Source organism: Mycobacterium sp. D16R24 (assembly GCF_002013385.1).
In the GTDB taxonomy this organism is placed as follows: Bacteria; Actinomycetota; Actinomycetes; order Mycobacteriales; family Mycobacteriaceae; genus Mycobacterium.
This window is the reverse complement of sequence record NZ_MAEV01000008.1, coordinates 1-25,787: the sequence shown is the minus strand read 5'-3', so window position 1 is coordinate 25,787 and position 25,787 is coordinate 1. Positions and strand designations below refer to the sequence as shown.

The window sequence follows — 25,787 nt, the reverse complement described above, 5'->3', positions numbered from 1 at the left end:
CACACGCTTGGTTTACGTTTACGAGTGATGCGTAAGCGACAAGCGAAGGGTGATGCCAATGACGGCACCCGACGCGGGAGCCTACCCGCGCCGACGTCCGAAGGTCAGTTACGGGGCGAGCGCGGTGGTGACGGGCGCAGGCAGCGGCATCGGACGCGCCTTCGCGGAGGCCATCGTCGCTCGTGGCGGCCGGGTGGTGTGTGCCGATATCAACCTGGCCAGCGCACAGGAGACCGCCGACAAGCTTGGACGTGACAACGCGCATCCTGTCGTGTGCGACGTCAGTTCGTATGACGAGATCGTCACGCTCGCCGACACCGCGACCGACTGGCTGGGGCAGGCCCCCGATCTGGTGATCAACAACGCGGGTATCGGAACGGGCGGCAAACCCATCGGTGAGGTGTCGATGGACGACTGGCACGCCACCATCGGCATCAACATGTGGGGAATGATTTACGGTTGCCAGGTTTTCACCCCCCGGCTGCGTGAACAGGGATTCGGCGGCATCATCAACGTGTCGTCCGCCGCCAGTTTCGCGGCCGCGCCATTGATGGGCCCGTACAACGTGAGCAAGGCTGCCGTGCTCGCGCTCTCGGAGACGCTACGTGCCGAGCTGGCGGGCAGCGGGGTGCTGGTAACGGTGCTATGTCCCACGGCCGTCAAGACGAACATCCTGGACGGCGCACGCATCCCCGGGCCGCTGACCAACCTCGCGAGTACCGCGTTCAAATGGGTTGGGGTGTCGCCGGAATGGATCGCGAAGACCACCCTCAACGCGCACGATCGGGGGCGGCTGTATGTGGTCCCGCAGCCCGATGCAAAACTCATCTGGGCGATGAAACGTCATGCGCCGGTGCCCTATTCGTGGGCCGCGGGAATCATCTCACGGTTGGGCCGGCTACTGCCCGCGGACACCGATCCGCGTGAGTTGTGGGATACCGCCTACGAAAAGGAATCCCCGGTCAAGGTGGTGCCCCGGTGACGGGCCCCGCGCTGTCGGTCGTCGTCGTAGGCGCCGGATACACCGGTCTGGGTACCGCGGTGGGTTTACAAGAGGCCGGGATCGCCGACTTCACCGTGCTCGATCGTGCCCGCCCGGCACCGGGAAGCTGGCGTGACGACACCATCGCCCTGTTCAAGCTCGATCCGCACGTGAAGTTCGGTCATGACGTCACCCGGATCGCGCTCGACGGTGACTTGTGGATCGTGGACACGGAAGCAGGACAGCGCTTCACCGCACGCGCGGTCGTGCTGGCCACCGGGTCGGTGGACGGTAGTCCCGACATCCGGGGTATCGAGGGGTACACCGGAAAGATCCTCGACGCCGCCAGGATCGGTGACGGTACAGAGTTCGCCGGGCTGCGTGTCGCCGTCGTCGGTAATAGCGCCGCCGCCGCGTCGGTGCTGCCCGTAGTGGTGCGAAATGCTGCCAGTGTCAAGCTTTTCCAGAGTTCACCCGATTGGGTGCTGCCTCGGACCAGTGGCCGCGTCGGTCAGCTGGTCGATCGCACGCTACGCCGTGAGACACGCCAGGCCTGGTTCTCGGGTAGGCGTACCACAACGCTCGGGCTGCTCGAAGTAGTGGCCCAGCGCAACCTGCGCCGGCGTGTGCCGGACCCCTGGATCCGGCGTCAACTGACGCCGCTGAGGCTCACCGGTCGCCCCAACGTCGTGGTGACCGATGAGTTCCTTACCGCACTGCAAGCACCCAACTGCAAGCTGGTTACCTGGCCCATTGCCCGGTTCAGCAGTGGAGGCATCCGCACCGCCGAAGGCATCGATCATCAGTGTGATGTCGTGGTTTTCGCATCCAGCCCGGATGCGGGATCGACCATCGCGGTGGTGCCGGTGGTGGGAGCCCAGCGTCGAAAGCTGAAGCCGGCGGGCCGCGTTTCGGCCACCGTGGCGGGTTTCCCGAACTTGTTCCTCGCCGACCTGCCAGCCACCGAACCGAGTCGCGACAGTGCTCGAAAGACACAGGCGCGAATCAATGCCGTCGTCGGTGGTGTGGCGTTGGCACTGCGCACGGCGGACGTCGCCGGGACAGCGGTCTCCGAGGCCTCGCGGCGCACCAGGGCCACCGCGGCGCTGACCTCCATCGGGTTGCGGCCAGTACTGTCTCGCGCCCGCCTGGATAAAACGGGCAAGCCCGGTGTGCTGCTGGCGCGCCGGATCGTCGCGACCATCATGGCGCTCGGCGGAGCGATGCCCCGCGGCACCGAGGTGGCGCGGTTGAGGGATCCGATACGGGCAGAATGGGTTCGGGCAGGGGCTGCGCTCAGCGCCGACGATCAGGGGCCGGTCATCCTGTACGTCCATGGCAGTGGTTATGTCATCTGCTCGGCGAAAACTCACCGCTCGATGGTCGCCCGCCTGTCGGAGGCGACCGGCCTGCCTGCCTTCACCGTCGACTACCGGTTGGCACCCGAACATGTCTTTCCGGCGGCCGCCGACGACGTCCGGGCCGCCTACGACTGGCTGCTGGAACGCGGTCATGCTGCCCAGGACATTGTGGTCGCCGGTGATTCGGCGGGCGGGCATCTCGCGGTGGACCTGCTCATCGAGAACCACAGGCTGAACGTGCCGCAACCCGGTGCGGTGGCGTTATTCTCGCCACTGTTGGACGTGACGCTCGGTTTGGCCGCCGAACGCGAGAAGGTGCGGCCAGACCCCGCCATCACCGCGGCCGCCGCTAAACATCTGGTGGACAAGTACACCCGCTGTGAGCCTGCCGACTCGCCACGCCTACGTCTGAGCTTTCCCTCCGGAATCTCCCTGCCGCCCATTCTGATTCAGGCCGGCGGGGCCGAGTTCCTGGCCGCCGACGCGGAGGAGCTCGCGCGAATGATCGTTCAGGCCGGTGGGCAATGCGATCTGCAGATTTGGCCCGAGCAGATCCACGTGTTCCAGGCCCTGCCCCGGTTGATTCCGGAGGCCGACGCGGCACTCGGCGAGGCCGCCAGATTCATCACCGGGGTGCTGGCCCAACAGCCCCTGCGTACGGCCCGGACCGCATAGGAAGGCTGAAGAGATGGCCATTGTTCTGGAAGACATGCTGCAGACCATCAAGGACAAGCAGTGGGCCCTGGCCGATGTGGACTGGGAAGCTCCTGGCGCCGAGCAGATCACCGACGAGCAGCGGCCCAAGCTGAAGGCCTTCATGGCAGACCTGGTGTGGATCGAAAATATCGGCGCGCGCGGGTTTTCGGCGTTGGCCAAAAAGGCCCCCAATGAGACGCTCGCGGAGATCTACCGGTACTTCCACGCCGAGGAACAAAAGCACGCCAATGCCGAGCTGGCGTTGATGCGGCGCTGGGGCATGCTCGAGAAGGATGAAGTTCCTGTACCGAATGTGAACGTGCGCTTGGCCATTGAATGGCTGGACCGATACTCGGACGGGTTGTCGCTCACCGTGTTGGGCACCATCATCCCGCTACTGGAAGTGGCCCTGGACGGCGCGCTGCTGAAGTTCCTGCTGGAGGAGGTCCATGACCCCGTCTGTCACCAGGCCTTCCGACATATCAACTCTGACGAATCGCGTCATCTGGCAGTGGATTTCCATGTACTAGACATGATGGGGCAGGGCAATCTGCGCCGCGTCATCATCGAGAATGTCGCCACGGTGCTCAACCCTTCGTTGTTGATGGGGTTGCTGTTGGGGCTCGGCACGGGAATCCCGCTCATCAACAGAATCAAGGGCAATCTGATCGGCATGGGCCTGCGTGAACAGCGTTTGTACGACGCCATGGAGCGGTTCGTCAATGTCGGCAGCCGCGGCAAGGGCACTCGGTTGCTGGTGTACCAGGTACTGCGGCTCGGCGCGGCGATGATCACCAACGAGCAGAACCCGCTTCACGGCCCGTATCACGCTGTGGCCAACACCATGGTCAAGCTGTCCGACTACTACCCGAAGCGCTGGCTTGCCGAACAGCCGAGCTGGTCCAAGGAACTCACTTATGAGGCCATTGCATGACCGGCCAACCTGATCATTACGTGGCCGTCATCGGCGCGGGGCTGGCCGGATTCGGTATCGGATTGGAGTTGCGCCGCCGGGGTATCGAAGACTTCGTCATTTTTGAGCGCATGGATGGCGTTGGCGGCACCTGGCGTCAGAACGTCTATCCCGGTATCGGCGTGGACATCCCGGCGCAGGCCTACCAGTTCCGCCATGCTCTGAACCCGGAGTGGACCAGGTTTTACGCCAAGGGCGGGGAGGTACTCAGCTACATCGAGCGGCTGTACCGAGAAAACGACGTGCAGCGTTTTGTCCGATTCGGCAGCGATGTGGGAGCGCGTACGTGGGACGAGGATGCGAAGTTCTGGCGGCTCCGGGTCAACGGGCGGGAGGTGACGGCGAGGTTCGTCGTCGCGGCGGCCGGGCCGTTTCCCGAACCCAAACCGGCTGACCTGAAGGGGCTGGACGACTTCCGCGGCACCATCCTTCGGTCGGCCGCCTGGGACCACAGCATCGAGCTGAAGGGTAAGCGCGTCGCCGTCATCGGCACCGGGGCCAGCGCCGTGCAGATCATTCCGGAGATCGCGGGCGAAGTAGACCATCTCGACGTCTACCAGCGCACCCCGATCTGGGTCTTCCCCAAGGTCGACCCGAGCATGCCGGCACCCTTGCGCGCGTTGTTCCGCCGGGTGCCCACCACGCAACGGTTACTTCAGGAAAGTCTGGAGTTCATCGTCGGCGGTGCGCTCGTCTACGGGGTGCTGTATGCCGGTCGTCTCGGCAACACCCCGGGGGCGCTGCGTTGGCTACTGGGCAATGTCTCCTATCGGTTGCAGGTGCCCGATAAGGAGCTGCGGGCCAGGCTCACGCCCGACTACGACTTCGGGTGCAAACGCCCTGCCACGTCCAACACGTACCTGCCGACCTTCAACCGGGTCAACGTGGAGCTCGTGACCGACCCGATCGAGACCATCACCGAGAAGGGCGTCCGAACCGCCGCAGGTGCGGAACGAGAGATCGATGTCTTGGTCCTCGCCACCGGTTTCCGGTTGTTCTTCGATCCACAGGTGTACCGGGACCGGCCGGTGATCGGCCGGGACGGCTTCGATCTGGCCGACTTCTACCAGAGCCACGTACCGCAGAGCTATCACGGCTTCTCGATACCGGGACTGCCCAACACCTTCAACGTCTTTGGCCAATATGGGTGGACCGGTGGCACCTACCACAGCGTGGTTGACACCGCGGCCATCCACATTGGGCGGGTCATCGGCGAGGCGCGACGACTCGGGGCCACCGATGTCGAGGTGCGGGTGGACGCCGCCGATGCCTGGACCGAGGATGCGCGGTCGCGGTACACCTACTCGCTGTTTCAGACCGGCAACTGCGTCACCGCCAACAGCTACTACTTCGACCACAACGGCGAATCCGCGTACATCCGGCCGCTGTCGACGCAGGCAGCGCGCCGCTCGTCGCGCACCTTCCCTCTCCATGACTACATTTTCGAAGGTCGCGAAGAGTCGGTCCGGCCGGTCGCGGCGGCGGCGATGGCCGAATAGGCATCACGCCCTATCCGCAGCTCGACGGGGTGATCAGGTCCGGCGCCCCGCGTCGGCTAAGCCCGCTGCCTGCACCGATCCCGTAGTGCGTGGCAATATGGCAAGTATCGGGTACTTTCAGTATCGATAACTGGGTGTATCGAATACCTGGCTTGCCTAAGGAGCTTCATGCCCGAGCTGCTGCCGCCGCGCGTCCTGTCGCCCTCGGAGTCTGTGTTCGTCGTCTCGGGTGCCACCGTGGCGCAACATTGCTATGGCACGGGAACGCTGGACGATGCTGCGCTGGCGGATGCGCTCGCCGGATTGGTGGACCTGTATCCGCTGTTGGGTGGCCGGATTCGTATGTCGCGGAATGGATTTGAGCTGCGATTCGACCCTAGAGCGCGCCCGGCGGTCATAGTCCAGGATGTTGGTGATGTCGATGTCGGGGACTATGTGGTGGCCGGGAAGTCGGCCTTGCCCCTGGGGCAGGTGTGTGCGCTGCGGGTGTATCGGTCCGGCGCGAAGTTTAGGGTGACGTTTCTTTTGCACCACGCCATCGCCGACGCCGACGCCGCCATGGCATATCTGCACGATATGTGGAAGCTCTACGCGGAGCGCGTGCGACGGGTGAACGGCGTGGTGAGGTTGGTCAGTGCGCCACCGCCGCGTCCCGTTCCGGCCAGTGCCGAGACGCTGCTGCGGGCGCGTGGCTATGCCGAACCGGTGTCCCGGCCGATCATGGACCTCCGTCCCGCATACCGCGGCCCCGAATCGATCTGGACCGCCCTGCGGCCACGTCGCGCGCGGCGGGCACGCCTTCACCTGTCGGTGGAGCAGACCGATCGGCTCCTTGACGTGGGGCGCGCACAGGGGGTCACGCTCAATGGGCTCGTCAGTGCGGCGCTGGCGCTTGCCGAGCGCGAGCTCTCCGGGAGAAGTGAACTGTCCGTGGCTATTTCCTCATTTGTGAACTTGCGCTCCCGGATCGATCCGCCGGTCGCTGCGACCGCGGGCACCAACGTGCTGGGCATTGCCGAGATGATCCTTGACGTGAGTCGAGGCAGTGATGCGCTCGACCTCGCCCGCCGCGTTGTGGCGGACATTCACGATGGGCTACGGACCACCCGCATTCACGACACCGCGTTTGTCCGCGGCGACATCCGGCGGGTGCTGTCTTTGGTGAGGCGGTATTTCCTTCTCGTACCGACGGCAGGTTTGGTGCCCACCTTCACCGCCATCCAGGTCACCAACTGGGGGCGGGTATCGGAGTTTGCAACGCCAGAAGGCGTGGATATCCATGATTTCCGTTGTGGCGTCGAGCTTCATCCCATGAGCGCATTCATCGCGACCAGGGGCATCGCGATGGTAGAGGGTCGGATCTACTTCGTCACCAGCTACAACGGACGCCTGAGTATTGACTTCACCGATCTCGTGACCGCCACGAGCAGTGCGCGGCGAGTCGAGCAGATATTGCACGATGAGATCGAGAAATTGCTTCCTGCAAAGGTTTTCGAATGAATTCGCAGGAGGTGCCGACGTGAAGTCGCTTTTCGACTCGTCTGGCTGGGGCCGGGAACAGATAGGATTCACCGACGACGCCGGGGTGTTCGATGTTGCCGCGGCGGCGCTGGGCATCGCAGCGTCCACAGGTCTGTCGCCCCGGGCGGTCACCGCCGTCTTCTTCGGACACGGTGCCACAGCGGCAGGGGGCGACCCCATCTACATCCAGCATGTCCAGTTCTTTGAAGCAGCGATCGCCGAAGGGGTCCTCCTGGACATGGTTGTGCAGGAGCTGTCCGCCCCTGGTGCGGCGCAGCCCAGACTTGTCGACGACCCCGCCGCGCGGAACGTGAACATGTTGTCCGTGGTGATGAAGGTTCCGGCGCCGCCGACGACCCGATGGTCCGGCGCAGTGGTCGCGCTGCATATCGCGAATGCGCTCAACGTGCTCCGGATCAGCGTGGGTGTGGTGCGCGACCCGGTCGCATGCCGATACCCCGTCGACGAACTCGTGACGAATGCGTCCGTCGTCGTTCGGGATATGCGCTGCACCGAGCTGAACAGGGAACTGCGTTGATACGTCTGGAGCAGCCGTGCAGCCACATGAGAGACTGGCGCCCATGAGCGGCGAGACCTCCAGCCAGGCAAACGGAGCCACCCTGATCCTGCTGCGCCACGGCGAGAGCCAGTGGAACGCGAAGAACCTGTTCACCGGCTGGGTCGACGTCGACCTGACTGAAAAGGGCCGGTCAGAGGCTCAGCGCGGTGGTGAGCTGCTCGCTCAGCAGGGGCTGCTGCCCGATATTTTGTTCACCTCGCTGCTGCGCCGCGCGATCAACACCGCGCACCTGGCCCTGGATACGGCCGACCGGCTGTGGATCCCGGTGGTACGGGACTGGCGCCTCAATGAGCGCCACTACGGCGCCCTGCAGGGCCTCGACAAGGCCGAAACGAAGGCCAAGTACGGCGAGGACCAGTTCATGGCCTGGCGGCGCAGCTACGACACCCCGCCGCCGCCCATCGAGCGGGGGAGCCACTACAGCCAGGACCAGGATCCTCGCTACGCCGACATCGGCGGTGGACCGCTCACCGAATGCCTGGCCGACGTGGTGGCGCGGTTCGTGCCGTATTACGAAGAGGCCATCGTGCCGGAGCTTCGTGCGGGCAAGACAGTTCTGGTTGCCGCCCACGGCAATTCGCTGCGGGCCTTGGTGAAGTACCTCGACGGGATCTCGGACGAGGAGATCGTCGGTCTCAACATCCCCACCGGTATTCCATTGCGGTACGACCTCGACGAGAACCTCAAACCGGTCACCGCAGGTGGGATGTACCTGGACCCGGAGGCTGCGGCCGCGGGTGCCGCGGCGGTAGCCAACCAGGGCGCGAAATAACGTCACCGCGGGTCTGGACCCACCAGAAGTTCGCCAATCGGCGAATATTCGGTGAACTCACGCCTAACACCTGTGCGGGAATGTGTGACTTGCTCGGCATTTAGCCGCACGCTGCTGGGGTGACGTTCACCGAATGCGTACGCTTTTCGCGTGACCGCCGCATCGGGCTCTCTGGTTGTGATCGTGACGATCGCAGCCCTCGCGGCGCTTGCTGCGGGCGTGGTGCTGGGCGCGTGGTACTCGCGTCGCTCTTCGACGCACCGCACGGCCCGGACGGGGTCGCAGATAGCCCAGACCGGTCTGACCGTTTCCCAGATGCTCGAGCGCATTGTCGCCATCTCGCCGACCGGAATTGTCGTCGTCGACAAGCATCAGGACGTCGTCCTGGCCAATGCTCGCGCCCGGGAGCTGGGCCTGGTACGCGACCGTCAGCTCGACGAGCAGGCGTGGAACGCCGCCCAGCGGACGCTGGTCACCGGTGAGGCCGTCGAAGTGGACCTGACCACCAAACCGAAGGCGCCCGGTCGCGCGGGTTTCAGCCTGCGTGGACATGTGCGCAGGCTCTCCGATGCCGATCCGCGCTGGGCGGTCATCTACGTCGACGACGACTCCGAGCATGTCCGCATGGAGGCCACGCGCCGCGATTTCGTGGCCAACGTCAGCCACGAGCTCAAGACCCCTGTCGGTGCCATGGGCGTGCTCGCCGAGGCGCTGCTGGAATCCTCCGACGAGCCCGAGACCGTGCAGCATTTCGGCGAGCAGGTGCTCGCGGAGTCCCGCCGCCTGGGCAATATGGTCACCGAACTCATTGCGCTCTCCCGGCTCCAGGGGGCCGAAAAACTACCCGACCTGGAGGTCGTCGACGTCGACTTCGTGGTGTCCGAGGCGCTGAGCCGCTCCAAGGTGGCCGCCGAGAATGCCGACATCGCGGTCACCACGGATGCGCCCAGCGGTTTCGAAGTGCGGGGTGACCCCACGCTGCTCATCACCGCCATCAGCAATCTGGTGGCGAACGCCATTGCCTACTCGTCGCACGGATCGCCGGTCTCGATCAGCCGACGGCGCCGCGGCGACAAGATCGAGATCGCCGTCACGGACCGGGGCATCGGGATCGCCAAGGAACACCAGGAGCGCGTCTTCGAACGCTTCTTCCGGGTGGACAAGGCGCGCTCCCGCGATACCGGGGGCACCGGTCTGGGGCTGGCGATCGTCAAGCACGTGGCCGCCAACCACAATGGCGCCATCAAGCTGTGGAGTCAGCCGGGCACCGGGTCAACCTTCACCCTGTCCCTCCCGGTCTACGAGGACGAGGATGACGCGGTCGAGGAAACCGCAGATCACCCGCACTCAGACCAATCCATGCCTCGCAAAGACGCGATCGACCACGCCCCGCCGCACGCACCAACCAGCCGCTTACGCGAGGATCGCCAAGCGACTACACGAGAGGAACATGTACGTCGATGACCAGTGTCTTGATTGTTGAGGACGAAGACTCGCTGGCCGATCCACTGGCCTTCCTGCTGCGCAAGGAGGGCTTCGAGGCGACCATCGTCAACGACGGTCCCTCCGCGCTCGCCGAATTCGAGCGCGCCGGTGCCGATATCGTGCTGCTGGACCTCATGCTGCCCGGAATGAGCGGCACCGATGTGTGCAAGCAGCTGCGCGCCAAGTCCAGCGTGCCGGTCATCATGGTGACCGCACGCGACAGCGAGATCGACAAGGTTGTCGGACTGGAGCTGGGTGCCGACGATTACGTGACCAAGCCGTACTCGGCGCGCGAACTCATCGCCCGCATCCGGGCGGTGCTGCGCCGCGGGGCGGATTCCGAAGAGACCGCCGCGGGTGACGGCGTGTTGGAGGCCGGCCCGGTTCGCATGGACGTCGACCGGCATACGGTGTCGGTGAACGGGGAAGCGATCACCTTGCCGCTCAAGGAGTTCGATCTCCTCGAGTACCTGATTCGCAACAGTGGCCGGGTGCTCACCCGCGGGCAGCTGATCGACCGGGTGTGGGGCGCCGACTACGTGGGTGACACCAAGACCCTGGACGTGCACGTCAAGCGGTTGCGCTCCAAGATCGAGTCGGATCCCGCCAATCCGGTGCACCTGGTCACGGTGCGTGGTCTGGGCTACAAGCTGGAGGGCTGACCTCTCACCGCGCAAGGTCCGGCGCGTACCTGTTTAGACTCTGACGGCAATGAAGCGTGCGTATCCGCGCGCGCCCCGGATCGGTCAGACACGTCGATGGAGCAGCTAGTGGCGCAGGATCCGCCTCGCCGAGGACGCCCCCCGGTGTCCGGACTCGCCGATAGGCGCCGTCAACAGATCGTCGACGCGGCCTTCGCGGCATTCACCGAAAACGGCTACGAGCAGACCAGCATGTCCGATATCGCCACCCGTGCCGGCATGGGGCAGGGCACCGTCTACCGGTATGTCGATAGCAAGCGCGAGGTTCTGGACCTGGTCTTCGACTATGGCGTGGAGCGCCTTATCGACACCCTGTCGCTCGATGACTTTCTTGACGTGGTCGGCGGAACGGCCGGTATCGAAGAACGAAACGACATCATCATGGAAGGCGGCCGCCGCCTCTATGCACTGGTGGACCAGGAGCCGGCGCTGCTCAAACTCCTGACCGTCCAGTCGGCCGCCGCCGATAAGGAACTCAAACAGCGTGTGCTGGGTATTCAGGGGATGCTCGATTCGTACGTCCAGCGGGGTTTGGATAGCGGCCGCCGCGCCGGGTGGGTTCCGGAGGACGGCCAAAACCACGCCGTGCTCGCGCGCCTGTTGCCGGCACTGGTTCTCCCCGGTTTTCTGCTCGCCCAAAGCCGGCACGATAACCCCAGTACCCGAGAGCGATTTGTGACCACCGCTTCGCAGATCGCGGAGACGGGCATTCTGCGTGACGGTGTGGTTCTGGAGCTCGGCGCGGGGCATACGGCTGCGGAAGCCGTTGGTTCCGTACATATTCCAGTGCCTATTGCCTCCGATCGCCGGAATGAACTCCTCGATTCCGCGCTTGGTTGTTTCCTGTCCGACGGTTACCACGGCATCGGAGTGAACGAGATCGTTGAGCGGCTCGGGGTCAGCCACGGCACGTTCTACAACTACTACCAGAACAAACGCGACTTGCTCGATGCGCTGATGGTCCGCGAGTTTTCGGCGATGGAACCCGTCCTGTCTCGACCGGTTGGCCGTCTCGATGCGCGTCAGGACATTGAACACGCTCTGGCACAAGGGTTTAGCAAGGCGCTTGAGACGGTGGCTGGTCGGTTGCCTGCGCTGATCTTCGTGTGCACGGAGGCCGCCGGAGTGGATCCGGAGGCGCTTCAGTCCATTATTCAGTTTTTCCGCTTTGCGTCGGTGCGTAGCGAGCAGTCCGTGTACTCGATGCTCGGCGCCGACCGGATCAACCCGTCGATCGACACCGAGTTCCTCGGCCAGGCGTTTGTGTCGTTGCTGATTGGTGCCGTCACCCTGATCGTTGACGATGATGGGCGGACGGGCCATATTGACGAGTACGCGCGAGCCATCACGCAGTTTTTGCTCTATGGTCTGAACTCAGCGCCGTAGACCGGCGTGGGAAACGAAGGAGCACTCCCATCGGCGAACCAGTTGACAACGAGGTCAACGCAACTCGGGCCGGCGTGCCGCTGCGTGCGAAGAGGGCCGCGGCGCTGGGAAAGGTTGTCGCCGGTCACGCCGTGCGGTCGGCGATCACGACGGCGATAAAGCCGGTCGCCGCGGACGTGGCCGCCCGTCGGGACGCCGATATTCTGCGGTTCGCCGACGATCTCGTGGCCGTCGCGGGCTCGATGAAGGGCGCCGCGCAGAAGCTTGGTCAGCTGCTGTCCGTCGTGGATGTGGGTATCACCTCTAGCTCGGTCAGAGACGAGTTCACCGCACGGCTTGCGCCCCTGTTCGATAATGCGCCAAGGGTTCCCGACGAGACGATGCACCAAGCGCTGGACCGCGAGCTGGGCGGGCTGCGTGCCCGGATCGTGAGCATCGAGGCTGGGGCCATCGCTTCGGCCTCCATCGGGCAGGTGTATCGCGCCCGCCTGGACGACGGGCGGGCGGTCGCGGTCAAGATCCAGTACCCGGATATCGCGTCCAAGGTCCGAGCGGACCTGAAGAACCTGCAGCTGGTTGCCAAGCTGGCGTCCAAGAAGATGCCGGCGAGCAATAGCCAGGCCATCGTCGCGGAGGTGCAGCGGCAGATGATCAAGGAAGTCGACTACCGCACCGAGCTGGCTCATCACCGGCGGATCTTCGATACCTTCCGCGAACACCCCGGGTGGCGTATCCCCGAGCCGATTACGGAACTGTGCACCGAACACGTCCTGGTGACCGAGTACCTCGACGGCGTGCCCTTCGACGGGCTGCTCGGTGAGGATCAGCCGATCCGGGACCGCGTGGGGGAGGCGATCTATCGCTTCTACTGCGGCGAGATGTACCGCACCGGATTCTTCTGCGCCGATCCGCACCCCGGCAACATCATGTTGCTTCCCGACGGGCGGGTCGGTTTTCTGGACTTCGGGCTGTGTATGGACATGGACCCCGAGGATGCTGAGGTGCAGCGCAACGTGTTCCGGGCACTGCTCTCTGGGAATGACGACGAGGCATTCGAGCTCGCCGTGGCGGCGGGGTTCCTGGCAGACCCGCAGACCATGGAGCGAAGTGCTGCTACCGAGTACATCCGTGCGGTCAGTAGCTGGCATCTCGAGGACGGGAGCGTGCGGATGACGCCGGATATCGCTCGGCGGTCGGTCGCCGATGCCGTGCTGCCCTCCTCCAAGTTTTACGACGGCATTCGCAACCAGCGTCTAGTGGAGACGCACACGATGGCGCGGCGTACCGAGCTGTGTGTGGCGGCATTACTCGGCAAGCTCGGCGCGGCGGCGCCCTGGTCGGCGATCGCCCGCGAGTATCTCGGCCTTGCCGGTATCGCCACGCCGCTGGGCGAAGCCATAGAAAGCTGGTCTCACCAGCACTGACAATCAATCTGGTGTGTGCGGGCACCTCCCTCTTGTATTTTTGTGAATGGCATGTCAGTCTGTTAAACAGTTGCCTGTGTACGAGATACCGAGGGAGTGCCGATGACGGCCGATGTGGTGCCGCTGCATGCGGAGCGTGTGCAGCTCACGCGCGTTGAGCGAGGCTCGCTGACGGTTCTGCTGCGATTGGGGCGGCTGGGCATCCGGCTGTTCGCGTATCCGGTGATTGCGCTGTGGGCGCGATTCCCGGATTTGCCGTGGCCTTACCGAATTGTCGACCTTGCGGCCGTCGTGCTGCGGCCGGTCCGGGGTGTGCGTCGTTCACGTGTGCGGCTCGCGCATTGCGAGGCCGAGCTGATGGCGCCCACGGGCCAGTTGCCCACTGGCGCTGTGCTTTATCTGCACGGTGGGGCGTTCGTCGTCGGTGGGCTCAACACGCATCGCCGGCTGGTCTCGCGCATCGTCGTGGGTGCGGGCGTCACGTCCCTTGCCGTCAATTACCGGAAGCTGCCGGGGCACCCGGTGTCGGCGGCGGTCGAGGATGCGCTCGACGGATACCGGTATCTCATGGACCTCGGCTATCAGTCCGAGGAGATCGTCGTCGCCGGGGATTCCGCAGGCGGTTTCCTCACTTTGGTCACGAGCCTGATCGCACAGCGCCGAGGGCTCGGCTCACCGGGTGCTCTGGTGTGCATGTCACCCCTGGTGCAGCGCGACCCCGCGGGCAAGCTGGTGCTGGCCAGCCAATCCAACGACTCGTTGTTCCCGCGGGCGGCGCTGATCGCCATGGAGCGCCTGATGCTCTCCGCGGAAAGGTCCACGGTGGGACTTGCGGCTCTGGACAGTTTCGTCGAGGGCGACCTTGCCGTGCTGGCGTGCCTGCCCGCGACGCTCATTCAGGTGGGTAGTGACGAAATCTTGCGCCCCGATGCCGAATTCGCGGCTGCTCGGCTGGCCGAGGCGGGAGTACCCGTCGAACTGCAGATATGGAGAAATCAGGTGCACGACTTCCAGATCGCCGCGGACGTGCTTGTCGATGCGCGGGCCGCGGTGGGCGAGATCTCGGCGTTCGTCAGGGCTCACGTGGGTCGGCCGGCCGCATGAAGTTCACAGAGATTCAGCTGGAAGGCGCCGTCGCGTTGGTGACGGGCGGAGCTCGCGGTATCGGGCTGTCCATCGCACAACGGCTGGCACGCGAGGGTGCACGAGTGGTCATCGCCGATCTCGACGGCGAGGCCGCTGTCCGGGCCGCACGTGAAATCGGTGCGGGTGCGCAAGGATTTGCGCTGGACGTGACCGAGTTTGACGAGTACCTGCGCGTGGTGACCGAGGTCGAAGAGACCCTCGGACCCATTGACATCGTGGTGAACAACGCGGGGATCATGCCCGTGGGCCCGCTCCTGGGAGAGCTGCGTGGGGTAGCCGAGGCGACGATGCGCGTCAACTTCTGGAGCCACTACATCTCCTACCAGGTGCTCGCTCCGCGGATGATCGCCCGGGGGAGAGGGCATTTCATCAATGTGACCTCGGCTGCCGGTGCCATACACTCGCCGGGCCTGGCCAGCTATGTCGCATCGAAGCATGCTGCGACCGGGTTCGCGCGCAGTGCCCGCGAGGAGTTGGCCGGTACCGGCGTGACGATCTCGACGGTCATGCCGGCGGCCGTCCGTACCCAGCTTGTGGACGGAATTCCGTTCAAATGGTGGGAAAAACTGGGCATTATTCCTCCCGAGTGGGTGGCACGCGATGCGGTGAGGACCGTCCGCAACCGCCCCGCGGTGGTCGGTTCCCCAAGGGGCACGGTGCTCGCGCTGCGTTTACAGCACCTCGTTCCCGAATGGTTGTGGCTGCTGGGTAGGCGAGTCGTCAATGCCGACAGGACTGTGGGTCCGGTGGACCGGCGAGCACGCAGTGAATACGACGGCCGTATCGAACAACAGGTCGAGGCGACTCTATGAGTACCCCTGAGCATGAGACTGTCGTCATCGGCGCCGGGATAGGTGGGCTCGGTGCCGCCATCGGGTTGAAGCGCGCAGGACTGACCGATTTCGTGATCCTGGAGAGGTCGGCGGGGATAGGTGGCACCTGGTACAACAACCACTATCCCGATGTGGCGGTGGATGTCCCGGGGATCGTGTACCAATTTTCCTTCGCGAAAAACCCCGACTGGTCCCGCACCTTTCCCAAGGGGCGAGAGGTGCAGCAGTACATCGCGGGCCTGGTCGACCAGTACCGCCTGAACGACCACCTCCGGTTGGGGCACGAGGTCATGAGGCGGGAGTGGGACGAGGACAACCACCTGTGGCGCCTTACTCTCGCCGATGGCCGGGTGATGACGTCCAGATACGTCATCACCGCGGTCGGTGCCTTCGTCGAGCCAAAGGTGCCGGACATCCCGGGCCTGGACTCATTCGGTGGCAAGGTGATCCAGACCCAGAACTGGGACCATAGTTTCGACCTCAAGGGCAAGCGGGTGGCGGTGATCGGCACCGGGGCCACCTCCGTTCAGCTGATTCCGCAGATGGCCCGGGTGGCCTCGCATGTGGATGTGTACCAGCGCCGGGCCATCTGGGTGTTTGCGAAACCGGACTTTCCGATACCGCGCGTCGCCCGGTTGGCCCTGAAGTACGTGCCCGGCCTGCAGTCGCTGATCCGGGGGATCGCCGCTGCCGCCGTAGAGGTTGGTCTGGTGGCTATCACGGTGTACGGCAAGCAGATCGCGCCTATCACGTTGATCCCGAAATGGGCCTGTCGCGCATTCCTGTTCAGCCAGGTTCGCGACCAAGAGCTGCGCAAGAAGCTCACGCCTGAGTATGGATTCGGGTGCAAACGCCCGAGCGTCTCAAACATTTACTACCGCACCTTCACCCAGCCCCATGTGGAGCTAGTGACCGATCCGATCGCCAAGATCACCCCGACCGGGATTGTCACCAAGGACGGTGTACGTCGCGATATCGACGTCTTGGTGCTCGCCACCGGGTTCGAGATGTCCCAAAGTCCCGAGGTTTACCGCGCGCGCCCTGTGAAGGGGCGCAACGGCTTTGATCTGGCCGACTACTACGAGAACAACCGCGCCCGGGCCTACGAAGGGGTGACGATGCCCCAGCTGCCCAACACCTTCATGGTTTTCGGGCCGTTCGCGTGGAGTGGCAGCTCGTGGCATGTGATGGTGGAGAACGCCACGCGCATCGCCGTGCGGGTGATCACCGAGGCCCGTAAGCGCGGCGCGACGGCCTTCGCGGTGACCGAAGAGGCCAACGATCGGTTCTTCGATTTCATCGCGCCCAAAGCGGAGTCGACGCTTATGCATGGGCGTGCGTGTGTCAACGCCAACTCCTATTACATCGACCGCCACGGCGACTTCTCGTTCTTGCGCCCCACCACGGCGTACCAGTCGACGCGGGCCAGTAAACACTTCCCGATCGACGACTTCCGGTTCGAGAAGCTGCCGGTCCCGGGCGAGCGCACCGCCAGGGCGAAAGCCGCCGCCATACCGGCGAACTAGCCAAGCACTCGAGAAGGAGACTCGTTGTCTATGCCGCTCTTGATCGGGGTTGCCGCAGTGCTCAGTATGGCGATCCGTTGAGGGGACACCAGCGTCGTGCCACGGCGGCTTCGGAGGGGGTCCGGGCCGGACTGGCGCGATTGGCCCAGTCCGACCCGGGCCATGCCGAAGAGTTGACGTGGCAATGGCTCGATGAACTGGGCAAGGCGGGGAACCTCGCGGCGCTCGAAGCGATCTTCCTCATGGGAACCCCGCTGGTTGGCGCAGACGGCCTGACACAGGCCAGGTATTTGGCCAGCCCGTATGGCCGCCTGGTCGATTCGCTGTTGCGGTGGGGTCTCGGACGCTGGTGGCAAGGACATCGGTTCTCAGACGGTGGACGGTGCGGGATCTCGAACACGCACCGCGAGTTCCGCTGGGCGTGGCGCCTGATGTTCCCCGGCTATCCGCGCCCCGGGGGGTGCCGCGGGGAAGAGGTATTCGATTTCCGCACCGTGACTATCGAGGACTCGAAGACGCCGGGGCACCGGGTTACCCTGCTGGACTGGCATCTTCCGCCGGGAAAGATGAACCGTGTCGTCACCGCGGCCGTACGGCCCGTCGCGCGATGGTTCGTGTGGGATCTGACCCGGAGCGAGTTGGTTGCGCTGGCTGGCGGGGACATCATCCTGGCCCGGATACCGGTGCGGATTCCCTTCGGGCGCCGGTGGCGGACCACAACTTTCTACATGCACAGATGGGTGACCGGAGGCCCGTCGCTGTCAACATCGGAGTTATCAATGAACTGTCCGTCCCGGACACCGAGTGAGGAGTCCCAATGACCACATCAATTCCCGATCATCACGTCGTCGTCATCGGTGCGGGTATCGGGGGCCTGTGTGCCGGCGTGCGTTTACAGCAAGCGGGTGTGGAGGATTTCGTGATCCTCGACCGGGCCGCGGACCTGGGTGGGACGTGGCGCGACAACGTGTACCCGGGGATCGCGGTCGATATCCCGTCGGTGATCTACCAGTTCCCGTTCTTCCGCAATCCACAGTGGTCTCGCGTATTCGCACCTGGAGCCGAGGTGCAGGCCTATCACCTGCAGGTCGCCGAACGATTCAACCTGCGGCCGCACTTCCGTTTCGGAGTCGAGGTACGCAACGAAGAATGGGACGAGGAGAATCACTGCTGGCGTCTGAATCTCGCCGACGGCACGGTGATCACCGCGCGGTTCGTGATCTCGGCGATAGGACCCTTCTTCGACGCGAAGCAGCCCGGCATCAAGGGGCTTGAGAGCTTCGCCGGCACCCGCGTGACCCCTGTGCAGTGGCTGCCGGAACATGATGTGCGGGGCAAGCGCGTGGCGGTCATCGGCACCGGGGCAACCGGCGTCCAGCTGTGTGGCGCTATAGCCGATGAGACCGAATCGCTTGTGGTGTTTCAGCGGACGCCCGTGTACTGCATCCCCAAACCGGACTTCCGGATCCCCGTGATTGCTCAATGGGCACTTCGTATCCCGGGGTTGTTCTCGGTGATCGAATGGGGAGCTCTACTCGGGGGAAGCCTGGGGCTGTGGTTCATGATTCACACCCCGGGTGCCGTCATGCGGCCGCTGATGCGGGCCTTCGACCGTGCGGGCCGGGCCCTGTACGGCGCGTACTTGCGTGCGGTGGTCCGCGATCCGAAGGTGGCTCGCGACCTCCTGCCGTCCTTCGGACCCTTCGGCAACCGGCCGACGCTGAACTCCGACTTCCCGCGGGTCTTCAACAAGTCGCACTGCTCGCTGGTCACCACGCCGATCGCCGAGGTGGTTCCCGAGGGTGTGAGGACGACGGACGGGACCGTTCACGAGGCCGATTTCCTCATCACGGCAACAGGATTCGACCTGTTTTCGGAACCTGCTTCCTACAAGCAGGGGCGCGTGACCGGAGCCGGTGGGCGTGACCTCGGCGACTTCTTCAATACCCGCGGGATGCAGGCGTACGAGAGCGTCTCGATCACCGGCTTCCCGAACCGATGGATCATCGTCGGACCGTACTCCTGGACCGGAAACGGCGGATGGCACGGGTTGGCCGATACCGCGGTCACCCACATTGTCCGGGCCATCGAGCTGGCGAGTGAACGCGGTGCCACGCGCATGGAAGTACGGCAGGAAGCACTGGACAGGTTTCACCAGAGCATGCTGCGCAACGGGCGTAATCTGAAGTACTACTTCACCGAACTCAATCGGGGAGTGCGGTCGTACTGGAAGAACGCCGACGATGATGTGCCGTTGCTGCGGCCTACCACGACTCTGCAGGCGCGTCGCGCGGCGAAGAACTTCCCGGCCGGCGATTATCAATATGCACAACAGGCTCGGTCCATCGATTCGACTGCGGTCCTGAATGATTCGCAGGTAGTGGTCTGACGATGGGATGGCCGATGCTCGCCCCGTGCCGGATCCCGATGTCGGATGATTCCGCGTTCGAGTCGGCGGCCATCGTGCTGCGCACCGCCCACACCTTCAACCTGCCCCTGGGCCAGGTGTGGACGGCGCTGGACAGCGACCAGACGTGGTCGTGGCTGCCGTTTGGGTGTGGCGTGCGGTATGACGAACTGCGCCGCGCAGTCGGCATGGAGTGAGAGATGGGCACGGTGTCGGTGCCCTGGCGGTTCTTGTGGATTCAGCGTGAGAGATTCTGGCGGTATGAGCCACCGCATCGCATCACCTACTCCGCGGCGGCGGGCACACGTGGCCACTGTTGAAGCTGTGGGCCGAGGACTACGTGCTCGCTTCCGCTCCCGGTGGCTGCACCGTCCGCTGGACTGCCGCGATAACCCCGCGATTCGTGTCCGGGTTGCCCCTACGCTGGCTCCAGTCGCTCCTGCGGGTGGTGTTCGCGTGGGGTTTTCGGCCCGGGATGCGGTCGCTCATCGCACATCTGGACAGTCCGGACTCGTCCTAGAGTGCGGTATCTGACCTAGCGGCCTTGCACGCGCCGGTTGGTCTCCACCCGCGCGGCGTCCGGCCAAATCGACTTGGCCGCAGGCGAATCACAGAAGACAGCGGAATCCTGCCAGTCCATGTCAATGGCCCCCAGCCCGGCCTGCTTGTGCACCATGCAGCTTGCGGTGAGCACCTTGCTGCTGTCTGGGTCAACTTCCTCGGTGGTCATCGTCAGGGTGATGATGTGGGTGTACCCGGCCGCGGTCGGTAGGTAGAAGTCGAGGTCGCGGCTGGAGAACGCGCCGCTGTTGACCACGACGTAGCCGTCGCCGCTGGGGTAAATGGCCTGTCCGAACATCTGAACCCGCTCGAAGTGGGTCGTCTGCTTCTCGGCGCGCCACACCGAAAACCGGCTGTTCACAGCGCCGTTCATGACACGGGTGGCGATCGGAATGATCATCTCGTCGCGCCCGTCCCCGTCGATGTCCTGTAAGCCAACCGGCGCGGGGCTGGACGGCTCCAGCAGTTCGTTGACCTCTTGCAACTTTTTGCCGGAGGCGTCCTTGATGGTGACCCTGACCGACAGCGGCGGATAGTCGGGGGCGTCGTCGTTGTCGGGGTGTGGCCGCCAATACTCGACATCAAAGGTGATTCCCGTGCCGTCAGCGGCCGACAGGCGACAATCCGTGTGTGCCATAGGGCGTTCCGGGACGATCATCGTGGTTCGGCTGGGGCAGGGCGGCAATGCCGCCCGTGCCACGGCAACCGGGTAAATCGCCTGCGCCGAAGCGAGCAGGGCGGCCGCGGCGATACCAGCGCCCAGACCATGCATACGCCGGGGCATTGCCTACTTCTGACCGGGAAGCGCAGGCAGCGGCGGAAGGCTAGGGGCGGGCGCCTTACCGGGCGCCGGGGCCAGCTCCTCGGGAAGCAGCTTCTGGTCGCCGGGATGCATGATGGTGCCGGTGGAGCTGGCATTTTTGGGGCCGATATCGGTCACCTGCCATCCGTCGCCGTCTTTCTTGACGGTGATCTGCAGGACCAGCGTGGTGGCCCGGGGCTCCGGGTTCTGTACGTTTCGGGTGGTCTGCCGGGTGGTGACCACAACCTGGTAGATGCCGTTCTGCTGTGCCACCGCATCCGAGGCGATGATCTCGCCCTTGGACGTCACCTGCGCCTGCAGCATGATGGCCTTGAGGAGCTTCTCAGCATCGCTGTACTTGCTCTGAAGTGGCTCGGCGGCACCTTCTTTGACGTTCTTGAAGAACTTCTCGGGATCTTCGTAGCTGTAGGTGAGTGACTTCATCGCGTATGCGGATGCCGCATCGGTGGCCGCGGTGCGTTCGGTTTCGCCCGCACGGGTAGCGGCGAGGGTGTCGGACAACTTCTGGTATTGCCAGACCCCGAGAACAGCTCCGAGGATTCCCACGGCGAGCAGGCCGATGGCAAACCACTTCCAGATATTGGCGCCGCTGTCCGGCGCGTCTGTATCGGATTCGTTTTCAACGACTTTCGAACGCTTTGCGGGTTTCTCTTTGGCCTTCGCAGGGCCCTCGGTTGCCTCGTCGGTGGTCTCCGAGATTTCCTCGGGATCTGCGTCATCCAGGGGGAGCGTGCGCTCGTCGATGTCGGTCATGATCCGGGCCTTCCTGCTGTCGCTGTTTGTGGTGCCGCGGTTGTTTTGGGTGCGGCTGGTTGTGATCCTGGTGGGGCGGGTTTGGCTGCTGCCGGTGGCGATTCGGGCTGTGGCCACTCGGGTACGCCGAGGTGGACGCGCACTCCGCCCCGGTTGTTGAATGTCGAATCCCAAAAGTCCAGCCAGTGCCCGGCGTCCAACTTGATATCGCGTAGCGGAGCGACGATCGGTTCGAGGACCGTCACGAATTCCGAGAGCGGTTCGGACAGGGCACTGACATAGTCGAAGAGCTTGTCCACGAGGTCGGTTAGCGGCTTCCCGTCGCCCATGCCGGCTTCGACAAGCGGTTCGAGCTTCTCGATCACCTTCACCAGGGCGACCAGGCCGTCAATGCTGGCCGGGACTGTTTTGGCGGATTGCTTCAGGATCTCACCAGCCCTGATTTCGCCGAGACCGTTGGTCAGGGTCGACGTATTGCCGATCAGCTGTGCCAGATACTGTTTGTCATCCCTCACCATCTGCGCGAATAGACCTGCGGTGGTGGCCAACTGGTCGATGGTCTTGGTGTTGTCCATGATTCCCGCCGCCACGTTGTTGAGGGTGATCTCCAGGTCGTCGGCGTTCATGGCCTGCATGAGTGCATTGCCCTTTTGCAGCAGATCGCTCACCGTGTACACGGGCGCTGCCTTCGAGGCCGGGATCACGGCGCCGTCGCTGTAGTACGGGGGTTCGATACGAACCGGCTTGAACTCCACATACTGTTCGCCAGCGGCCGAGAGGTTTTGCACGCTCACTTGGCTGTCAACGGGGATGGGATAGCCGCTGTCGAGGGCCATCGAGACTGCCAAACCTGTGGGGGTGGCTTGAACGTCGGTGACTCGTCCCACCTTGATTCCCCGCAGGGTGACCTGAGAGGTGGACATCAATCCACCCGAACTGTCCAGCATGAGCGTCATGCGATGGGTCTTGTTGGTAGAGGCGATGTCGAGGACACCAAAGGCCATATAGACGGCGCCGACAAGCGAGATGATCGACAGCACCGCGAGGGTGAGCAGCACCTTGAGCCTCATCGCACCAGCCCCATCGTCTGCATGTTCCGAATGACCGAATCGGCACGTTCCCCGGGGCTGACCCCCAGTGTGCTGTCCGGAGCTTCAATATCGGTGACGGTGTATTTCGGGCCGCCGTCCTTGAAGAACGGGATGATCCTGTCGCGGATGGTGCGGACCATCTTGTCGCCGAGCACCGGGACGGTGGTGTCGGTGGTCGAGGTGGTGTGGATGAACGGGGTTAGGTACGAGAGGATCTGCATGAGGTTGGGGTAGTCCAGGATCTCTCCGACCTCCCGCCCGAGTTGTGCGCCGTTGATGATCAGATCGCTCAGGCTCAGCACCACTTTGGCCAGTGAGGGCAGCTTGGTCGGGCCCTCGGCAAGTAGCCGCCGAAACGTTCCCTTGTTGGCCCGGAACGACTCGCTGATGGTTTGCATGTTGGTCAGGATCCGGTTGAGGGTGTCCTGGTTATTGGACAAATCATTGACCATTCCGGCCAGCGAACGATGGATGCGGTCGAGCTCCTCCGGCGGAGGAAAGGAGCTGTTCATATTGGCCACCGTGGTCTGCATGGTGTTGAGGCTGCCTCCGCCGATCAGGTTCGACATGGACCGCATGAGGTCCTCCACATTCGCGGCCGGGACGGTGTTGGCCAGCGCCACGGTGTCGCCGTCCTGCAGGTGGGTAGGCGCAGGATCGGTGGGCGAGATCATGGCGATGTAGACATCGCCGAGCACGGTGGCCTGTCGGAGCTCGGCCTTGACGTTCCGCGGGAATGTGGCGCCGCCTTCGATATCGACGTACGCGACGGGAGTGGTGCCCCTGAGCTCGACCCGGTCCAGCAGGCCCACCTGTACGCCGCCCGAGTCGACCTTTGCCCTTCCGGGCAAGTTCAGCACGCTGGAGAACTCGATCTTGAGGCGGTAGGTGTCCTTCGGGATGTAGGCGCCGGGCATGGGCATCTTGGTGGGGTCCAGGGCCTCGGTGGAACACGCCGGGACCACGGCGAATGCCGTGGCGAGAAGGATGATCAACAGGCGTCGAATCATGACAGTGCCGCTCCCATGATCAGGTTGGTCAAACCGAGGGTCACCGGGTCCGACGCGGTCCCGGGTGCACACGCCGCCTGGGATCCGGGGGTGTTCCGGTTCCGCAGATTTTGGCAGATGGCGCTGGCCTGCTCCGGCGAGATGGCAACGCGCGGAGGAACATAGGTGACGTTGTGGGTCTTCGTGTTGGGTAGGTAGATGTCGTCGGCCAGCCAATTGATCACCGGTGGCAAGGTGCTGAAGAATGTGAGGATATGCGGGGTGTAGGCGTTGAGGATGTCGCGCACCCAGGGCACGATCTTGTCGAAGAGGTTCTTGTATATCCGGCCGGCGGCGCGCTGCACCATGCCGTTCACCGTGGGAAGAAAGGTGGTGAGGTAGTCGAGGCCGACAGCAAAGTTGTCCGATATGCCCGCAATCAACCGGGCGACATCAGGGAGCGCCTTGACCACGCCCGCGAACTCGTTCCAGTACTGCAGCCAGTTCGAGGTGACGATGGCGCTGTTCTCGAACAGCTGACGGTAATCGGCATCGGCCTTGTACGGATCTCCGACCATGGTGGTGAGGTTGTTGAGCATTTCTTTGAATCCGGGGCCCACGCCGTCGAGCGATCGGGCCGCTCCCTTGAGAGTCTTGTTGAGCGCCTGCACGCCCGGCGAATTCGCCGGATCTTGGCCGGGCGCTGCCTGCATCAGGGTGTCGGCAAGCTCGCCGATGGCGGAGAACGATTCGGTGACGCTCACCGGTGTTCTGGTGTTTTCCAGCGAGATGCATTGGTTTCCAGCAAATTTGGGGCCCTCGCTCCACGACCGGGTCAGTTCAATGCTGCGATTGGTGATCACCGATTGTGAATAGCTTGCCGCACCCACATCGGCAGGCAGGTCCATGTCGTCGGGGATCTCGAAGTCGACCTCGACATGGTCGGGCGTGTTGGTGACCGCCGTCACCGTCCCGATCTCGACACCGAGGAGCAGGACCTTGTTGCCCTTGTACAGCCCGGACCCGTCGCGGAAGTCTGCGCAGAGCGATCTGGTGTTGTCCAACAACGGGATATGGGCATTTCCCAGGTACGGCATCACCATGTTCTTGACGGCGGGCAGGACGGTGCGAGCGCCGAAGATTCCGGCAACTGCCACCACCGCAACAAGCGCTACGCCGATGGCGGTCACCAGGGCCGCCCGCGCACCGCGGCGCATGCCAGCGAGGCGAGTCAGGATGTTCTGGACAAATACTGGCTGTGTCATCAAGGGCCTCAACAGAACCTGAAGAAGTGGGGTAGGCAGACGTCTTGCCCGGGGATCACCCGGTCGTTCTCGTTGATAGTGATGCCGTTGCCGCTGAGCATGGGCAGCACGACCCCGACGAGTTGGCCCCACTGTTCGGCGGCCTTACCGAGCTTTTCGGGATATTTGGTGAGGGTGTCGACGATGTCGTCCAGTCCATTGAGCATGGGTTCGTAATCGCGCGCGTATGCGGTGGTGAATCGGTTGAAAAGTCGGAGGAGCTCCCGCAACAGGGCGAACACCTCGATCAGATCGGTCGTGCTGTTGCCGTATTTGGCGCCGATTTTGGAGAGCGTGGTGACGATCTTGGCGAGTTGTTCCTTGCCCGTCTTGAAGGCACGGAGGTACTCGTTCGCGTAGTTCAGGGTGGCGTGGAAGTCCTCGGTGGTCGGCTCAAGTGCGCTGATGAGTGATTGAGACGAGTCGAAGAAGTCACGTAAACCGTTGGGATACTTGTCCACTGCATTCGCGACTTCCATCAGGCTGTCGTGGATAACCTTGGCGTCCACCTTCTTGACCACGGGCGTGAACTTCTGGAACAGCTCATTGATCTCGAAAGGGATGCTGGTGCGCTCGGGTGGAATCGGGGTTTTCCCCAGCGGGGTCGAGCCCTCGGGGTAGAGGGCCACATAGTGCCCACCGAGCGGGGTGAGCATCCGGATATCTACCCGCGAATCGGATCCGACCGGCACCGAGTGATCCACCGTAAAGGTGGCCTCCACCAGCGATTTATCGATGCGTACGCTCGACACCTTGCCCACCGAGATGCCGGCGATTCGGACGTCGTCGCCGGCGCGCAGCCCACCCGAGGCCCGAAGGTGCAGCACGTAGGTCTTCATGCCACTCGTATTGACGAATGCCACTCCGATGGCGGCCAGTATCGCGACGATGACAATGACTCCAATAAGTCCGTTTCGCCGATTGCGTTTAGCCTCCGCCTGTTCATCGAGAATCGGACGGTTTCTCGCGAAAAT

22 protein-coding genes and 1 pseudogene are annotated in these 25,787 nt (G+C 63.9%); 17 read left to right on the top strand and 6 right to left on the bottom strand.

Annotated elements, in window-relative coordinates:
- Window positions 1-58 precede the first annotated feature (58 nt).
- From B4383_RS06690 to B4383_RS06610, 17 genes and pseudogenes are all read left to right on the top strand, one after another.
- The gene (locus B4383_RS06690; protein WP_078290358.1) at window positions 59-982 is read left to right on the top strand and encodes an SDR family NAD(P)-dependent oxidoreductase; all 924 of its coding nucleotides are present in this window, start codon (window positions 59-61) and stop codon (window positions 980-982) included.
- Complete coding sequence (locus B4383_RS06685) at window positions 979-3,018, top strand: alpha/beta hydrolase fold domain-containing protein (protein WP_078290359.1); 2,040 nt, start codon at window positions 979-981, stop codon at window positions 3,016-3,018. The genes B4383_RS06690 and B4383_RS06685 overlap by 4 nt, the downstream gene beginning before the upstream one ends.
- Before the next feature lie 13 nt (window positions 3,019-3,031).
- Entirely contained in the window at window positions 3,032-3,973 is a 942-nt protein-coding gene (locus B4383_RS06680) for a reductase (protein ID WP_078290360.1), read from the top strand.
- Window positions 3,970-5,511 (top strand): NAD(P)/FAD-dependent oxidoreductase, encoded by a 1,542-nt coding sequence (locus B4383_RS06675; protein WP_078290361.1) that lies wholly within the window; start codon window positions 3,970-3,972, stop codon window positions 5,509-5,511. The genes B4383_RS06680 and B4383_RS06675 overlap by 4 nt, the downstream gene beginning before the upstream one ends.
- Before the next feature lie 168 nt (window positions 5,512-5,679).
- Window positions 5,680-7,011, top strand: coding sequence for a hypothetical protein (locus tag B4383_RS06670; protein ID WP_078290362.1), 1,332 nt, complete (start codon window positions 5,680-5,682; stop codon window positions 7,009-7,011).
- 19 nt (window positions 7,012-7,030) lie between these two features.
- Window positions 7,031-7,570: a hypothetical protein gene (locus tag B4383_RS06665; RefSeq protein WP_078290363.1), complete on the top strand. Its 540-nt coding sequence runs from the start codon at window positions 7,031-7,033 to the stop codon at window positions 7,568-7,570.
- A 43-nt stretch (window positions 7,571-7,613) separates the two neighbouring features.
- On the top strand, window positions 7,614-8,384 hold the full coding sequence (locus B4383_RS06660) for a phosphoglyceromutase (protein WP_078290364.1): 771 nt from the start codon (window positions 7,614-7,616) through the stop codon (window positions 8,382-8,384).
- 150 nt (window positions 8,385-8,534) lie between these two features.
- On the top strand, window positions 8,535-9,848 hold the full coding sequence (locus tag B4383_RS06655; protein ID WP_078290365.1) for an ATP-binding protein: 1,314 nt from the start codon (window positions 8,535-8,537) through the stop codon (window positions 9,846-9,848).
- Window positions 9,845-10,531 (top strand): response regulator transcription factor, encoded by a 687-nt coding sequence (locus B4383_RS06650; protein ID WP_078290366.1) that lies wholly within the window; start codon window positions 9,845-9,847, stop codon window positions 10,529-10,531. The genes B4383_RS06655 and B4383_RS06650 overlap by 4 nt, the downstream gene beginning before the upstream one ends.
- Before the next feature lie 144 nt (window positions 10,532-10,675).
- Window positions 10,676-11,956 carry a TetR/AcrR family transcriptional regulator gene (locus B4383_RS06645; RefSeq protein ID WP_078290367.1) on the top strand — a complete coding sequence of 427 codons (1,281 nt, stop codon included), beginning with the start codon at window positions 10,676-10,678 and terminating at the stop codon, window positions 11,954-11,956.
- Between the two features lie 74 nt (window positions 11,957-12,030).
- Complete coding sequence (locus B4383_RS06640) at window positions 12,031-13,380, top strand: AarF/ABC1/UbiB kinase family protein (RefSeq protein ID WP_078290368.1); 1,350 nt, start codon at window positions 12,031-12,033, stop codon at window positions 13,378-13,380.
- 102 nt (window positions 13,381-13,482) lie between these two features.
- Window positions 13,483-14,484, top strand: a complete 1,002-nt coding sequence (locus tag B4383_RS06635; protein ID WP_078290392.1) for an alpha/beta hydrolase — start codon at window positions 13,483-13,485, stop codon at window positions 14,482-14,484.
- The gene (locus tag B4383_RS06630) at window positions 14,481-15,338 is read left to right on the top strand and encodes an SDR family NAD(P)-dependent oxidoreductase (protein ID WP_078290369.1); all 858 of its coding nucleotides are present in this window, start codon (window positions 14,481-14,483) and stop codon (window positions 15,336-15,338) included. The genes B4383_RS06635 and B4383_RS06630 overlap by 4 nt, the downstream gene beginning before the upstream one ends.
- The gene (locus tag B4383_RS06625; RefSeq protein WP_078290370.1) at window positions 15,335-16,885 is read left to right on the top strand and encodes an NAD(P)/FAD-dependent oxidoreductase; all 1,551 of its coding nucleotides are present in this window, start codon (window positions 15,335-15,337) and stop codon (window positions 16,883-16,885) included. Before B4383_RS06630 ends, B4383_RS06625 begins: the two co-directional genes overlap by 4 nt.
- A gap of 77 nt (window positions 16,886-16,962) precedes the next feature.
- Window positions 16,963-17,706, top strand: a complete 744-nt coding sequence (locus B4383_RS06620; RefSeq protein WP_078290371.1) for a hypothetical protein — start codon at window positions 16,963-16,965, stop codon at window positions 17,704-17,706.
- Entirely contained in the window at window positions 17,703-19,274 is a 1,572-nt protein-coding gene (locus B4383_RS06615; protein ID WP_078290372.1) for an NAD(P)/FAD-dependent oxidoreductase, read from the top strand. The genes B4383_RS06620 and B4383_RS06615 overlap by 4 nt, the downstream gene beginning before the upstream one ends.
- A gap of 14 nt (window positions 19,275-19,288) precedes the next feature.
- Window positions 19,289-19,812: pseudogene (locus B4383_RS06610) on the top strand (SRPBCC family protein).
- A gap of 15 nt (window positions 19,813-19,827) precedes the next feature.
- On the opposite strand, the gene B4383_RS06605 reads toward B4383_RS06610, so the two are convergent.
- The 6 genes from B4383_RS06605 to B4383_RS06580 all read right to left on the bottom strand — a co-directional run.
- Complete coding sequence (locus tag B4383_RS06605; protein WP_078290373.1) at window positions 19,828-20,637, bottom strand: hypothetical protein; 810 nt, start codon at window positions 20,635-20,637, stop codon at window positions 19,828-19,830.
- Between the two features lie 3 nt (window positions 20,638-20,640).
- Window positions 20,641-21,429 carry a hypothetical protein gene (locus B4383_RS06600; protein WP_078290374.1) on the bottom strand — a complete coding sequence of 263 codons (789 nt, stop codon included), beginning with the start codon at window positions 21,427-21,429 and terminating at the stop codon, window positions 20,641-20,643.
- Window positions 21,426-22,499, bottom strand: coding sequence for an MlaD family protein (locus tag B4383_RS06595; protein WP_078290375.1), 1,074 nt, complete (start codon window positions 22,497-22,499; stop codon window positions 21,426-21,428). The genes B4383_RS06600 and B4383_RS06595 overlap by 4 nt, the downstream gene beginning before the upstream one ends.
- A complete protein-coding gene (locus B4383_RS06590) occupies window positions 22,496-23,530 on the bottom strand; it encodes an MlaD family protein (protein ID WP_078290376.1) in 1,035 nt (344 codons plus the stop codon). Before B4383_RS06590 ends, B4383_RS06595 begins: the two co-directional genes overlap by 4 nt.
- The gene (locus B4383_RS06585; RefSeq protein WP_078290377.1) at window positions 23,527-24,774 is read right to left on the bottom strand and encodes an MlaD family protein; all 1,248 of its coding nucleotides are present in this window, start codon (window positions 24,772-24,774) and stop codon (window positions 23,527-23,529) included. The genes B4383_RS06590 and B4383_RS06585 overlap by 4 nt, the downstream gene beginning before the upstream one ends.
- 8 nt (window positions 24,775-24,782) lie before the next feature.
- Window positions 24,783-25,787, bottom strand: a 1,005-nt coding sequence (locus tag B4383_RS06580) for an MCE family protein (RefSeq protein ID WP_286154524.1), incomplete at its 5' end; no start/stop codon positions are given.

Coding starts and splice junctions, on each gene's coding strand:
- B4383_RS06690 (WP_078290358.1), top strand. CDS start 59: ATGACGGCACCCGACGCGGGAGCCTACCCGCGCCGACGTCCGAAGGTC.
- B4383_RS06680 (WP_078290360.1), top strand. CDS start 3,032: ATGGCCATTGTTCTGGAAGACATGCTGCAGACCATCAAGGACAAGCAG.
- B4383_RS06675 (WP_078290361.1), top strand. CDS start 3,970: ATGACCGGCCAACCTGATCATTACGTGGCCGTCATCGGCGCGGGGCTG.
- B4383_RS06670 (WP_078290362.1), top strand. CDS start 5,680: ATGCCCGAGCTGCTGCCGCCGCGCGTCCTGTCGCCCTCGGAGTCTGTG.
- B4383_RS06660 (WP_078290364.1), top strand. CDS start 7,614: ATGAGCGGCGAGACCTCCAGCCAGGCAAACGGAGCCACCCTGATCCTG.
- B4383_RS06650 (WP_078290366.1), top strand. CDS start 9,845: ATGACCAGTGTCTTGATTGTTGAGGACGAAGACTCGCTGGCCGATCCA.
- B4383_RS06635 (WP_078290392.1), top strand. CDS start 13,483: ATGACGGCCGATGTGGTGCCGCTGCATGCGGAGCGTGTGCAGCTCACG.
- B4383_RS06630 (WP_078290369.1), top strand. CDS start 14,481: ATGAAGTTCACAGAGATTCAGCTGGAAGGCGCCGTCGCGTTGGTGACG.
- B4383_RS06625 (WP_078290370.1), top strand. CDS start 15,335: ATGAGTACCCCTGAGCATGAGACTGTCGTCATCGGCGCCGGGATAGGT.
- B4383_RS06615 (WP_078290372.1), top strand. CDS start 17,703: ATGACCACATCAATTCCCGATCATCACGTCGTCGTCATCGGTGCGGGT.
- B4383_RS06605 (WP_078290373.1), bottom strand. CDS start 20,637: ATGCCCCGGCGTATGCATGGTCTGGGCGCTGGTATCGCCGCGGCCGCC.
- B4383_RS06600 (WP_078290374.1), bottom strand. CDS start 21,429: ATGACCGACATCGACGAGCGCACGCTCCCCCTGGATGACGCAGATCCC.
- B4383_RS06595 (WP_078290375.1), bottom strand. CDS start 22,499: ATGAGGCTCAAGGTGCTGCTCACCCTCGCGGTGCTGTCGATCATCTCG.
- B4383_RS06590 (WP_078290376.1), bottom strand. CDS start 23,530: ATGATTCGACGCCTGTTGATCATCCTTCTCGCCACGGCATTCGCCGTG.
- B4383_RS06585 (WP_078290377.1), bottom strand. CDS start 24,774: ATGACACAGCCAGTATTTGTCCAGAACATCCTGACTCGCCTCGCTGGC.